This is a genomic window from Paraburkholderia diazotrophica (assembly GCF_900108945.1).
GTDB classification, from domain to species: Bacteria; Pseudomonadota; Gammaproteobacteria; order Burkholderiales; family Burkholderiaceae; genus Paraburkholderia; species Paraburkholderia diazotrophica.
Window position 1 is genome coordinate 275206 of sequence record NZ_FNYE01000004.1, and the last position, 12102, is coordinate 287307.

Genomic DNA, 12102 nt, shown 5'->3' on the forward strand with positions numbered 1-12102 from the left:
CTTCGGAATGGCTATCGGGTTCGATATGGATTCAGTGGAAATCAGAAGGCGATGCCGAGCGTCAGATAAGGCCGCACGCTCTTGTTGCGAATGCCATAGGCGAGATCGACGTTCACGGGACCGACGGGGCTGCGCCAGCGCGCGCCCACGCCGACGCCCGGATAGAAGACCTTTTCGCCCCAGGTATCGGTGGCCGTGCCGATGTCGAAGAACACGGCCGCGCCCCAGTCGCGGTTGAACCAGTGCTGATACTCGGACGTGCCCGTCACCAGGTACTTGGTCGGCAGGATCGAGCCGCCGACGTTGTTACCGATACTCTGATATCCGTAGCCGCGCACCGAATTCGAGCCGCCCGCGCGGAACAGCAGCGAAGCCGGCACGCCGCTCGACGGTCCGCTCGTGAATACGCCGCCCAGTTCCGCACGGAACAGGATCAGGTCGCGCGTGCCGACGGGCACGTACTGCTGGCCGCGCGCATAGCCGCGAATGAAGGTCTGGTCCGTGAGGAAGCCCTTCACCGCGAAGCCCGCCTCGACGTGCAGCAGGTTGCCCGAGCGCGGGAACAGCACATCGTCGGTATTGCGGCGCGTCCACGACCAGGCGGGCACGAGCGCGCGGCTCGTCGTCGGCGCCTGGATGTTCTGGTCCAGCCGGTCCTGGTAGTACAGGATCGAGTACGCGTAGTCGATGAACTGCGATGTGCGCGTGCGCTGCACGCCCGCGCGCAAGCTGTAGATGCGCGTATCGGACACGTCCGTGCTCGTGTACGACGCGATCGCGCTATTGGTCCAGCCACGGCGTCCCGGCGGCATTGAAAGCTTCACCTCGCCGTACTGCTGGATTTGATCGAGCCGCCCGGCGACGGAAAACGGCCACGCCGCGCCGAACGTGTCGAGATACGAATACGAGCCCTGAATGTGCGCGCCCGTGTCCGTCGAATAGCCGACGCCGCCGCGCACGCCGTTGTACGGGTACTCGCTGACCTTCACATGCACGGGCGTTTCGAGCGGCTTTTCCGTATCGTTGCCGACGTCGATCGCGACGCTCGCGTAGTAAGGCGTGTTCTGCAACTGGCGCTGCAGTTCCGTCACGCGCTGCACGTCGTAGACTTCGCCCGGCGAAATCGGATTGACGTTCTCGACGATGCGCTCCGGATAGCGCCGCGGCCCCGACACGTCGAGCTTGCCCATCGTGAAGGTCGGGCCGCTATCGAAGGTGACGGACAGTTGCGCTTCGTGCGTGCGCGGGTCGACGCGCGCCTCGGAGCGCGTGATTTTCGCGCCCAGATAGCGGCGCGCCTGCAGCGCCTTCAGCGCCGCTTCCTTCGCGTCGTCCCAGTCTGATTGCGTGAACGGATCGCCTTCGTGCAGCGAGAACGCGAAGCGCGTCGCGTTTTCCTGCGTGGGGTCTTCCGTCAGCACCGGGCCGCGAAACGACAGCGAAATCGACGAGATCGTCGTGCGCGGGCCGGGATCGACGGAAACGTGCACTTCTTTTTTGTCGTCCAGCGTGCGCACATCGGTCCGCACGACGGGCGTGAAATAGCCTTGCGTCGACGCAAGATCGCGCACCTGCTGCGGCGTCGCCGTCACGAGGAAATCGAACTGCTCGGCGGAGATGTCGTCGCGCTTGGCGAAACGGGAAATGTCGAGATGCTCTTCGAGCAGCTTGCGCAGCGAGCGCGGCTCCGCCTCGACGTCGACCTTGTACGACGGCTTCGCGCGCGCGGCATGGGCGTGCGAAGCCGTCATCAGCAGCAGCGCGCAGAGCCCGCATGACACACACGCGCGCAACAGCGCCGCCGCATACGATGCGCGATGCATCGTGGCACGGTTGTTCACCAGGATTTCGTTGCGGCGTTTGCATGACCGCTCGATGGCCCACCCCGCCAAACACGACCTCCGGCTCTTATTGACGATTTGTTGAACAATGCCGACACCCGGCCAGTCAAGGCGCAGCGGAACCCCCGCTATTTGACCACATCGGCGCTGGCGCGCAATTTATCGAACGCGCTACGTCAGCCCGTGCAAATGCCCCCGACGCGTGCCCGACCATGTCAAGCGTGCCCGCCTTGGACGCCACGGGCCGCTCGCGGTTCCGCTGACTTTTCGCTTGGCCTGCCGGGCTTGCGGTAAAATCCTGTTCTGCACCGGCGGCCCCGCCTTTCAGGCCATCTTTCGGGCGCCGTCACCTTCATTCACGGACGTCGAGCCATGTATCAATCGGATATCACGCAGTTCCTGAACCAACTGAAGCAGCAAAAGCCCACTCTGGAGGAAGAGCAGCGTCGCGGCCGCGCGCTCCTGTGGGACAAGCAGCCGATCGACCTCGACGAACGCGCGTCCAATCAGGCTGCGCGCGTGAAGCAGACGCCGTACGTCTACTACCAGAACTTCTAAGTGACCACCGCCGACGAGGCCCGTGCCGCGACGGAAAAGTCCGACGCAGCGCTCGCCACGCCCGCTACCGATTCGACGCCCGACACCGTCGACGGCATCGCTTTCGCTCGCCTGTACGGCGAGCCGCTCTTCAAGCTGCCGCAGGACCTGTACATCCCGCCGGACGCCCTCGAAGTCTTTCTCGAGACCTTCGAAGGCCCGCTGGATCTGCTGCTGTACCTGATCCGCAAGCAGAACTTCAACGTGCTGGACATTCCGATGGCCGAAGTGACGGCCCAGTATCTCGGCTATGTCGAACAGCTGCGCAAGACCAATCTCGAACTCGCGTCCGAATATCTGCTGATGGCGGCGATGCTGATCGAGATCAAGTCGCGCATGCTGCTGCCCGTGAAGAAGGCCGACACGGGCGAGGAAGCGGAAGACCCGCGCGCCGAACTGGTGCGCCGCCTGCTCGAATACGAGCAGATGAAGCTCGCGGCGCAGCGCCTCGACCAGTTGCCGCAGCTCGGCCGCGACTTCCTGCGCGCCGAGGTGTACATCGAGCAGAGCATCACGCCGCGCTTCCCGGACGTGAACACGGACGACCTGCGCGCCGCGTGGGCCGACGTGATCAAGCGTGCCAAGCTCGTGCAGCATCACAAGATTTCGCGCGAGGAGCTGTCCGTGCGCGAGCACATGAGCGTGATCCTGCGCAAGCTGCAGAATGCGCGCTTCATGGAGTTTTCGGAATTGTTCGACACGACGCGCGGCGTACCCGTCGTCGTCGTGAACTTTATCGCGATGCTCGAGCTGTCGCGTGAATCGTTGATCGAGATCACGCAGGCCGAGCCGTTCGCGCCGATTTACGTGCGGCTGGCTTACCTGCCGGCCTGACAGACGGCGACGTCGGCGCGGAGAACGATCGTTGCGTCATACTCCCGTCGTAGCCGTCCGCGAACTCGCAGCAGGGCCTTCCGGGCGCTCCAACAGACGCGCTCCCGGCAGCGGCTGCGGCCCCAAAACCAGGGGCGAGATCAGGTGCCAGACCCGGCGCCAGGCCAGGCGTTTACCCCCCGCCCGGATCTGGTGCACCACAACAACAAATCCACTACAATCCCGCGCTTTGAAGGCTTCAAAGCCGGCCCAGCCGGCTCTGCGTGGATATCACGAAAGCGCGCGACATTTCGCGCAAACGAGACAACCGCGAGCCATCCAACCGCCGTTAGCGGCTCGAATGGCTCACAACACCGCCCGATCATGAAAGTCATCAGCTCGATCCAGGAATTGCGCGACCAGTTGCGCGGCCAGAACCGCACCGCCTTCGTGCCGACGATGGGCAACCTGCACGAAGGGCATCTGTCGCTGATGCGCCTCGCGCGCCAGCACGGCGACCCGGTCGTGGCGAGCATCTTCGTGAACCGCCTGCAATTCGGCCCGAACGAAGACTTCGACAAGTATCCGCGCACGCTCGAAGCGGACATCGAGAAGCTGCAGAAGGAAAACGTCTACGTGCTGTTCGCGCCGACGGAACGGGACATGTATCCGCAGCCGCAGGAATACCGCGTGCATCCGCCGCACGACCTGGGCGATATCCTCGAAGGCGAGTTCCGGCCCGGCTTCTTCACGGGCGTCTGCACGGTCGTGATGAAGCTGATGTCGTGCGTGCAGCCGCGCGTCGCCGTGTTTGGCAAGAAGGACTATCAGCAACTGATGATCGTGCGCGCGATGACCGAGCAGTTCGCGCTGCCCACCGACATCATCGCCGCCGAAACCGTGCGCGACACCGACGGCCTCGCGCTCAGCTCGCGCAACCGCTATCTGAGCGAAGCCGAACGCGTCGAAGCGCCGATGCTCGCGGCCACGCTCGGGCGCGTGCGCGAAGCCGTGCTGTCGGGCAGCCGCGATTTCGCCAGGCTGGAACAGGAGGCGATGGCGTCGCTCGCCGCGCGCGGCTGGAAGCCGGACTACATCGCGATCCGCAAGCGCTCGAACCTGATCGCGCCTGCCGCGCACGAACTGGACGCGCCGCTCGTCGTGCTCGCCGCCGCGAAGCTCGGCGTGACGCGACTGATCGATAACCTCGAAATCTGAACTCAACCGCGGCGCCGGCACGGCGCCAATTCGCGCCTGGACGAGGCCCAACGCGGGCCAAACGCGGCCCGACGCTGCCAAAGCAGTAGCAACGCCAAAGGATTAGCCATGCAACGCAACATGCTGAAGTCGAAGATTCACCGCGCGGTGGTCACGCACTGCGAGCTGCACTACGAAGGCTCGTGCGCGATCGACGAAAACCTGCTGGAAGCCGCGAACATCGTCGAGAACGAGCGCATCGACATCTGGAACATCAACAACGGCGAGCGCTTTTCGACGTATGCGATCAAGGGCGAGCGCGGCAGCGGGATGATTTCGCTGAACGGCTCGGCCGCGCGGCGCGCGCAACTGGGCGATCTCGTGATCATCGCGGCGTTCGCGAACGTCGACGAAGAAGAGCTGAAGGCGGGCTGGAAGCCCAATCTCGTGTTCGTCGACGAAAACAACGTGATCAAGGGCAGCCGCGATCACGTGCCGACGCAAAGCTGGACCTGATCTGATCGCCAGCGACGGTCGCTGGCAACAAAGGTGGCAACGAAGGCCGAAGCGGCTATCGGATCGAAAAGCCGCCTTCAGCCTTTCTTCCCGCTCCCCTTTCCGCCCGAGCCCTTGCCGTTGAGCCACGCGGTGATCGACTCCCACTGCTCCAGGTCCTTCTCGACGCGGCTTTTCGCGACATCCCACAGCGTCAGGCCGTGCGCCGCCAGTTGCACGTAGTTCTGTGTATCGCGCAGATAGCCGAGCACGGGCAGGTCCAGTCCCTCGACGAAGCGATGCAGCTGGTCCGCCGACTTCGTGCGCGCATCCACGCGCATGCCGACCACGCCGATTTCGATCGCGCCTTTGCGCACCGCCTTTTCCTTCGCGAGCCGCTCGAGAAATTCTTTGGTCGCGAGAATGTCGAAGATCGACGGCTGCAGCGGCACGATCACCTTGTCCGCGAGCGACAGCGCCACGTTCAGCCGGTTGCCGTGCAGCCCGGCGGGCGTATCGACGACGGCCTGCTCCAGACCCTTGGGCGGCTTGGCAGGCGAGTCCGGATCGACGTGCCACGTCTCGATGGCGGGCAGCGCTTCAGGGCGCAGATCGAGCCACGCATGCGCGGACTGCTGCCGGTCGAGATCCGCGAGCGCGACCCATTGGCCCTCAGCCGCGAAATAGCCAGCCAGATTGGTCGACAGTGTGCTCTTGCCCACACCGCCTTTTGGATTCGCCACCACGATCACCGTCATGAATTCTCCCGGGAAGATGGCTGGCGCTGCCAGCCGGTTTGCCGCTCGACTTCCGGCCCGCCCCCGCGCCACGGCCCTTTGATACGGCTTGGGCGTTTCGGCATGGCGTGGGCCGATTATTCCAGCCGTTGATAATATCGGCAAAATCCGTCGCGTCGAAGTCCCTACGCACCTGAGGGACGCTTCCCTCCCTTTTTTTCGAGAGTACCAGGATTATGAGCAAACTGCGCAGCGATTACACGATCGACGGGCTTCACGAACGCCAGAAAGGCTCGTTGCCTGGCTTGCTGGGCGTGCGCGTGATCGACCTCGCCGAAGGCACGTTGACGGCCGAGCTGACCGTGCACAGCGAGCTTCTCGCGCCGAACGGCTTCCTTCACGCGGCGACCGTGATCGGTCTCGCCGATACCGCGTGCGGCTACGCGTGCCTCGCGCATCTGCCCGACAATGCGCGCAATTTCACGACGATCGAACTAAAGAGCAACTTCCTCGGCACATCGACGGAGGGGACGATCCGCGCGGTCGCGAAAGGCGTGCATCTGGGACGCAGCACCCAGGTATGGGACGCGACGGTGACTGATCCGAACGGCAGGACAATGGCTCTGTTCCGGTGTACGCAAATGGTGCTCTACTGAGCGCCACCAGCCATCAACGACAAAAACGGCACGAGGCTCACGCCCGCGTGCCGTTTTTCGTTGGGAAGCCGGCAGCGCGCCGGCCCCGGATCACCGCATCAGGCGGGCTTGCGCGCCTGCCCGAGCGACTCCGCCTTCGCGCCGCCGACAGCAAAAAGACCATTGCCGAGCAGCGACTGCACGACGAGCGTGACGGCCCAGAACGCCGGATACTCCCAGCCGCCGTGCGGCGACGCGAAGCCCCAGCCGTTCGGCAGATGGACGGACAGCGCACCGAGCATGAACGGCAGCAGCACGAGCGCGACCCAGCGGACCTGCACGCCGAGCAGCAATGCGATCCCGCCGAACAGTTCGACGAACGTCGTCACGTAGGCGAGCCAGCCCGGAAAACCGATCGACACGAAGAATTGCGCCGCGCCCGGCAGCGTGAAAACAAAGATCTTCTGCAGGCTGTGCGCGAGATACAGCACGCCCAGCGCGACGCGCAGGATCGTGGCGGCGAGATCGGCTTTATTGCTCGCGGTCGGGTTCATATCGGTTCCTTGTGATGATGGTTTGACGGCGCAGGTTGCGCCGTCGCTGGAACGGACTTTATTCGAACCGATGCATCGGAAAAACCGTCTTTCCGGCTTAGATTAATTCGCGTCGAGAACGAATCAACCGACAGCCGCCCACAGACGTTTCAGGTCGAGGTGCGCAGCGAGCGTGTCGGCGAGCCGCTCCAGCGACGCCTCGCGCAACGCCGGATAGTCGATGGGTTCGGCGTTCGCAAGCCCCGCCCAGGCGAGCAGCGACGCGCACGCGGCGGGCGTGTCGAAGAGACCGTGCACGTAAGTCGCGAGAATCTGGCTGTCGGCGGAACGGGCGCCGTCGGGACGCGAGCGGCCGTCCACATCGTCGAGCAGCAGCGCGGGCGCGTCGAGCGCGGGGCCTTGCGTCTCGCCCATGTGAATCTCGTAGCCGGCGATGTCGGCGGCATCGGTGACATCGAACGCGGCGAGGCGTCCCGTCACGTTCCTGAGCGTCTTGTCGCGCGTGAGCGTCGTCGAAAAGTCGAGCCAGCCGAGTCCGGCGACCGTCGCGGGGGGCCCTTCGACGCCATGCGGGTCCGCGACTTCGCGCCCGAGCATCTGCATGCCGCCGCAAATGCCGATCACGCGCCCGCCGTAACGCAGATGGCGCTCCAACACGGCATCCCAGCCCTGCGCGCGCAGAAACCCCAGATCGCCCTGCACGTTCTTCGAGCCCGGCAAGATGATCAGATCGGCGGGCGGCGGCGCGCTGCCCGCGCGCACGTAGTGAAAGTCGATTTGCGGATGCGCGCGCAGCGCATCGAAATCGGTGTGATTGCTGATGTGCGGCAGCGCGGGCACGACGACGCGCAAGGTCTGCGCGGCGTCGCCTGTGTGCGTCGCGCGCAGCTCGCGCGGAAGCATGTCTTCGGCATCGAGCGTGAGGCCGTGCAGATACGGCACGACGCCGAGCACGGGCTTGCCCGTCTTCGCTTCGAGCCATTCGAGCCCCGGCTTCAGCAAGCCGACATCACCGCGAAAGCGGTTGATGACGAAGCCGCGCACGCGCGCCTGCTCACTGCCGGACAGGCAGGCGAGCGTGCCCGTCAGATGGGCGAACACGCCGCCGCGATCGATGTCGGCGACGAGCACGACGGGACAATCGACGGTTTCCGCAAAGCCCATGTTCGCGATGTCGCGCTCACGCAGATTGATTTCGGCGGGACTGCCCGCGCCTTCGACGAAGATCGTGTCATACGACGCCTTCAGCCGCGCATACGACTCCAGCACCGCTTCGAACGCGACGGGCTTGTAGTCGTGATATGCGCGCGCATCGAGATTCATGCGCGCCTTGCCGTGGATGATCACCTGCGCGCCGCGGTCGCTCGTCGGCTTGAGCAGCACCGGGTTCAGATCGGTGTGCGCGTCGATGCCCGCGGCCACGGCCTGCAACGCCTGCGCACGGCCGATCTCGCCGCCGTCGACGGTCACTGCGCTATTGAGCGCCATGTTCTGCGGCTTGAACGGCGCGACCCGCACGCCCGCGCGCCGCGCGAGACGACACAGGCCGGCGACGAGCGTGCTCTTGCCCGCGTCGGACGTCGTGCCCTGGATCATCAGCGTGCCACGCGGCACGCTCAATTGCTCATCGAGGTGCACATCGGACGCTTCAGTCGAAGCGGAAGAAAAAGCGGACACGGTGGCCATGTGCGCAGTCGGAAGAAGGAAAGCCCGCATTATCCCATCGTGCTTGCGAGCGCGGGCTTGCGTCACAGCACATGCGGGCACTGTCGGTACAATCACGCGATGATTTCCCGCGACCTCACCTTCGTCCTCGGCGGCGCGCGCTCGGGCAAGAGCCTGCACGCCGAACGGCTCGCGACCGCGAGCACGCTGCCCGTCACCTACGTCGCGACCGCGCGGATCGGCGACGACGAGTTCGCCGCGCGCGTCGCGCGCCATCGCGAGCGGCGGCCTGCGCACTGGGCGCTGCTCGAAGCGCCGCTCGACTTGCCGCAAGCGCTCGCGTCCGTCGATGAGCAGGGACAGTGCGTGCTGATCGACTGTCTGACGCTGTGGCTCGCGAACCTGCTGTGCCCCGCCGACGGCTCGCCGCCGCTCGACGATTACCTCGCGCGGTTCGCGATGCTCGAAGAAGCGCTCACGCAGGCGCGCGCGAAGGTCATCGTCGTCAGCAACGAGATCGGGCTCGGCGTCGTGCCGCTCGGCGCGGCGACGCGTCTTTACGTCGACGAGCTGGGACGGCTCAATCAGCGCGTCGCCGCGATCAGCACGCAGGTCACGATGATGGTCGCGGGCCTGCCTCTGCATCTGAAAACGGTGGACCGCTCATGATGCTGCTGTCATTGCCTCTCGTCGCGACGCTGGCGATGGCATCCGTGGCCATCGACCGATGGTTCGGCGAACCGCGCCGCGCGCATCCGCTCGTCGGCTTCGGCAAGCTCGCGGCGAAACTCGAAGCCGCGCTCAACACGGGGCGGCGCGGCCGGCTGCTCGGCATTCTCGCGTGGCTGCTGGCCGTCGTGCCGCCCGTTCTCGTCGCGACGTGGCTCGTGCTCGCGCTGCCATTTGCATTGGCGTGCGCGGTGCACGTCGCGCTGCTTTACTTCGCGCTCGGCGCGCGCAGCCTGCACGATCACATCGCGCCCATCGGCCGGGCACTCGCGCAACGCGATCTCGCGCAGGCGCGCGTGCTGACATCGCGCATCGTCTCTCGCGAAACGTCGCACGCGGACGAAGGCGCGCTGTCGCGCGCAGCCGTCGAATCGGCGCTGGAAAACGGCAACGACGCGATCTTCGGCGCGCTCTTCTGGTTCGCGATTTTCGGCGGACCGGGCGCGCTCGCGTTTCGTCTCGCGAACACGCTCGATGCGATGTGGGGTTATCGGACGCCGCGCTATCTGCGCTTCGGCTGGGCGGCCGCGCGTTTCGACGATGTGCTGAACTGGCTGCCCGCGCGCCTCACCGCATTCAGTTACGCGTTGCTCGGCGACACGCGCACCGCGCTGCAATGCTGGCGCGAACAGGCGCCGCGCTGGGACAGTCCGAACGCGGGGCCCGTGATGGCCTCCGGCGCCGGCAGCCTCAACGTGCTGCTGGGCGGCGCGGCCGTGTATCACGGCGTGATAGAACAGCGGCCCTTGCTCGGCGCGGGAGCTACGGCGAGCGCACGGCATGTCGAGGCGGCGCTGATGCTGGTCGAGCGGACCGTCATTCTCTGGCTCGCCGTCTTCATCGCGCTCGCGCTTTTGAGCGTGCCGTTTCAGGGCTAGACAATGACGCGATCCGTTCAGCACGGCGGCAACCTGCACGAAGCGGCACGCCGTTACGCAATCCCCTATGACGCCTGGCTCGATCTGTCGACGGGCATCAATCCGCATGGCTACCCGGTGCCGCCCGTTCCCGCCGATGCATGGCGGCGTCTGCCCGATAGCGGCGATGGCTTCGCCGAGCGCGCGGCGCATTACTACGGCGCGCCCGATGCATCGCATGTGCTGCCCGTCGCGGGAAGTCAGGCGGCGATCCGCATGCTGCCGCTCGTGCTCGAGCGCGGCACTGTCGGCATTGCGCCGTTGACGTACGGCGAATACGCGCCCGCGTTCGCGCGCGCGGGGCATCACGTGACGACGCTCGACATCGCGCGTTCGACGTTGCCCGATGACATCACGCATGCCGTCGTCGTGAATCCGAACAACCCGACAGCCGAGCATCTGAGCGCTTCGCTGCTGTTGCAATGGCATGAAGCGTTGCGTGCACGCGGCGGCACGCTGATCGTCGATGAAGCCTTTGCCGATTCGATGCCCGCGCAATCGCTTGCTGCTTGCACCGATCGCGAAGGACTTGTCGTGCTGCGCTCGCCGGGCAAGTTCTTCGGTCTTGCCGGCGTGCGCGCGGGTTTCGTGCTCGGCTGCCCTCACCTGCTCGAAGCGCTCGACGAAGCGTTGGGTGCATGGACCGTCAGCGGTCCTGCGCGACATGCCGTGAGCGCCGCATTCGCCGATACGGCATGGCAACACGCGATGCGCGAACGGCTCGCGCAAGACAGCGCGCGTCTCGTTGCGCTTCTCGACGCAAACGGGTTCGACGTGCATGCGACACTGCTCTTCGCATGGATCGCCGATCCGCGCGCCGCTCAATTGCATCATGCGCTCGCGCAACAAGGCGTATGGACGCGGTTCTTTGCTGATCCCGCGAGCGTGCGCTTTGGATTGCCCGCAACGGAAGCGCAATGGCAGCGCTTCGAAGCGAGCCTTCGGACGAGCATGGCAGCGCTATAAAAACGATCAAATCGATGCAACCAGCCCGACGATTCCGCGCCCTCAGCGCAGCATCCGCGCTCGCTTCAATGCTGCTATATGGGAACGCGAACGCAAGCACACCGGTCACCGTCACCGACGACACCGGCGCGCCCGTCACGCTTGTGCAACCCGCGCAACGCGTGATCAGCCTCGCGCCGCATGTGACCGAGATGATCTACGCAGCGGGCGGCGGCGCAAAGCTCGTCGGCGCGGTGAGCTATAGCGACTATCCGCCTGAAGCGAAGCAACTGCCCCGCGTCGGCGACAACAAGTCGCTCGATCTCGAACGCATCGTCGCATTGAAGCCGGATCTGATCGTCGTATGGCGGCATGGCAATGCGCAGCGTCAGATCGACCGCCTGCGCGAAATGCATATCCCCCTCTATTTCAGCGAGCCGCATCGTCTCGACGATATCGCCGTTACGTTGACGAAGCTCGGCCAGTTGCTCGGCACATCGCAAGCCGCCGATACGGCAGCGCGCACCTGGCGCGACGACATCGCCAGCCTGCGCGCACGCTATTCGACGCAGCCGGGTGTCAGCGTGTTCTATCAGGTATGGGACGAGCCGCTGATGACGCTCAACGGCGAGCACATGATCAGCGACGTGATCGCGCTATGCGGCGGCCGCAATGTATTCGCGAAGCTCGAACCGCTGGTGCCGACGGTCTCGACGGAAGCCGTGCTGGCCGCAAATCCGGAAGTCATCGTCACGGCCGCGCCGGGCGAGACGAAACCCGATCGGCCGCTGCCTTCGCTCGACAGATGGAAAGCGTGGCGGGGCATGACGGCCGTCGCGCGCAACAACCTCTTTGCAATCGACGGCGATCTGATCAACCGGCCTGCCCCGCGTCTCGCGCAAGGCGCGGCGCAACTGTGCAAAGACCTCGATATCGCGCGCTCGCGCCGGCCGAATCACTGAAGCAAAACCCAAAGC

The 12102-nt window shown here is 65.3% G+C and carries 13 protein-coding genes; 9 read left to right on the forward strand and 4 right to left on the reverse strand.

From position 1 onward, the window contains the following. Nucleotides 1–41 precede the first annotated feature (41 nt). Entirely contained in the window at nt 42–1892 is a 1851-nt protein-coding gene (locus BMW76_RS07885; RefSeq protein ID WP_090864584.1) for an autotransporter assembly complex protein TamA, read from the reverse strand. 321 nt (nt 1893–2213) lie between these two features. On the opposite strand from BMW76_RS07885, the gene BMW76_RS07890 reads away from it, so the two are divergent. From BMW76_RS07890 to panD, 4 genes are all read left to right on the forward strand, one after another. Beyond that, nucleotides 2214–2399 (forward strand): DUF3460 family protein, encoded by a 186-nt coding sequence (locus tag BMW76_RS07890; RefSeq protein ID WP_090864585.1) that lies wholly within the window; start codon nt 2214–2216, stop codon nt 2397–2399. After that, nucleotides 2400–3272, forward strand: coding sequence for a segregation and condensation protein A (locus BMW76_RS07895; RefSeq protein ID WP_090864586.1), 873 nt, complete (start codon nt 2400–2402; stop codon nt 3270–3272). It abuts the gene before it with no gap. 363 nt (nt 3273–3635) lie between these two features. Then, on the forward strand, nt 3636–4469 hold the full coding sequence (gene panC, locus BMW76_RS07900) for a pantoate--beta-alanine ligase (protein ID WP_090864587.1): 834 nt from the start codon (nt 3636–3638) through the stop codon (nt 4467–4469). Nucleotides 4470–4577: 108 nt separating this feature from the next. Then, complete coding sequence (panD, locus tag BMW76_RS07905) at nt 4578–4964, forward strand: aspartate 1-decarboxylase (RefSeq protein ID WP_087734416.1); 387 nt, start codon at nt 4578–4580, stop codon at nt 4962–4964. A 77-nt stretch (nt 4965–5041) separates the two neighbouring features. Here panD and BMW76_RS07910 read toward each other — a convergent pair whose 3' ends face one another. After that, nucleotides 5042–5701 carry a ParA family protein gene (locus tag BMW76_RS07910; RefSeq protein ID WP_090864588.1) on the reverse strand — a complete coding sequence of 220 codons (660 nt, stop codon included), beginning with the start codon at nt 5699–5701 and terminating at the stop codon, nt 5042–5044. Between the two features lie 215 nt (nt 5702–5916). Between BMW76_RS07910 and BMW76_RS07915 the strand changes: the two genes are divergently transcribed. After that, nucleotides 5917–6336, forward strand: a complete 420-nt coding sequence (locus BMW76_RS07915; protein WP_090864589.1) for a PaaI family thioesterase — start codon at nt 5917–5919, stop codon at nt 6334–6336. Between the two features lie 98 nt (nt 6337–6434). On the opposite strand, the gene BMW76_RS07920 is transcribed toward BMW76_RS07915, so the two are convergent. Together BMW76_RS07920 and BMW76_RS07925 are read right to left on the reverse strand one after the other, a co-directional pair. Next, nucleotides 6435–6869 (reverse strand): DoxX family protein, encoded by a 435-nt coding sequence (locus BMW76_RS07920; RefSeq protein ID WP_090864590.1) that lies wholly within the window; start codon nt 6867–6869, stop codon nt 6435–6437. Nucleotides 6870–6992: 123 nt separating this feature from the next. Beyond that, nucleotides 6993–8465, reverse strand: a complete 1473-nt coding sequence (locus tag BMW76_RS07925) for a cobyric acid synthase (protein WP_090864672.1) — start codon at nt 8463–8465, stop codon at nt 6993–6995. Between the two features lie 189 nt (nt 8466–8654). Here BMW76_RS07925 and cobU point away from each other — a divergent pair, with 189 nt between their 5' ends. From cobU to BMW76_RS07945, 4 genes are read left to right on the forward strand one after another with little or no spacing between them, the layout of a single operon-like run. After that, nucleotides 8655–9203, forward strand: a complete 549-nt coding sequence (gene cobU, locus BMW76_RS07930; protein WP_090864673.1) for a bifunctional adenosylcobinamide kinase/adenosylcobinamide-phosphate guanylyltransferase — start codon at nt 8655–8657, stop codon at nt 9201–9203. Next, nucleotides 9200–10141, forward strand: a complete 942-nt coding sequence (cbiB, locus tag BMW76_RS07935) for an adenosylcobinamide-phosphate synthase CbiB (protein WP_090864591.1) — start codon at nt 9200–9202, stop codon at nt 10139–10141. The genes cobU and cbiB overlap by 4 nt, the downstream gene beginning before the upstream one ends. 3 nt (nt 10142–10144) lie before the next feature. Next, entirely contained in the window at nt 10145–11146 is a 1002-nt protein-coding gene (gene cobD / locus BMW76_RS07940) for a threonine-phosphate decarboxylase CobD (RefSeq protein WP_090864592.1), read from the forward strand. 14 nt (nt 11147–11160) lie between these two features. Further along, a complete protein-coding gene (locus tag BMW76_RS07945; protein ID WP_090864593.1) occupies nt 11161–12087 on the forward strand; it encodes a cobalamin-binding protein in 927 nt (308 codons plus the stop codon). The last annotated feature ends 15 nt before the right edge of the window (nt 12088–12102 follow it).

Coding starts and splice junctions, on each gene's coding strand:
- BMW76_RS07925 (WP_090864672.1), bottom strand. CDS start 8,465: ATGATCCAGGGCACGACGTCCGACGCGGGCAAGAGCACGCTCGTCGCC.
- BMW76_RS07910 (WP_090864588.1), bottom strand. CDS start 5,701: ATGACGGTGATCGTGGTGGCGAATCCAAAAGGCGGTGTGGGCAAGAGC.
- BMW76_RS07945 (WP_090864593.1), top strand. CDS start 11,161: ATGCAACCAGCCCGACGATTCCGCGCCCTCAGCGCAGCATCCGCGCTC.
- BMW76_RS07890 (WP_090864585.1), top strand. CDS start 2,214: ATGTATCAATCGGATATCACGCAGTTCCTGAACCAACTGAAGCAGCAA.
- cbiB (WP_090864591.1), top strand. CDS start 9,200: ATGATGCTGCTGTCATTGCCTCTCGTCGCGACGCTGGCGATGGCATCC.
- BMW76_RS07920 (WP_090864590.1), bottom strand. CDS start 6,869: ATGAACCCGACCGCGAGCAATAAAGCCGATCTCGCCGCCACGATCCTG.
- cobU (WP_090864673.1), top strand. CDS start 8,655: ATGATTTCCCGCGACCTCACCTTCGTCCTCGGCGGCGCGCGCTCGGGC.
- BMW76_RS07915 (WP_090864589.1), top strand. CDS start 5,917: ATGAGCAAACTGCGCAGCGATTACACGATCGACGGGCTTCACGAACGC.
- panC (WP_090864587.1), top strand. CDS start 3,636: ATGAAAGTCATCAGCTCGATCCAGGAATTGCGCGACCAGTTGCGCGGC.
- cobD (WP_090864592.1), top strand. CDS start 10,145: ATGACGCGATCCGTTCAGCACGGCGGCAACCTGCACGAAGCGGCACGC.
- panD (WP_087734416.1), top strand. CDS start 4,578: ATGCAACGCAACATGCTGAAGTCGAAGATTCACCGCGCGGTGGTCACG.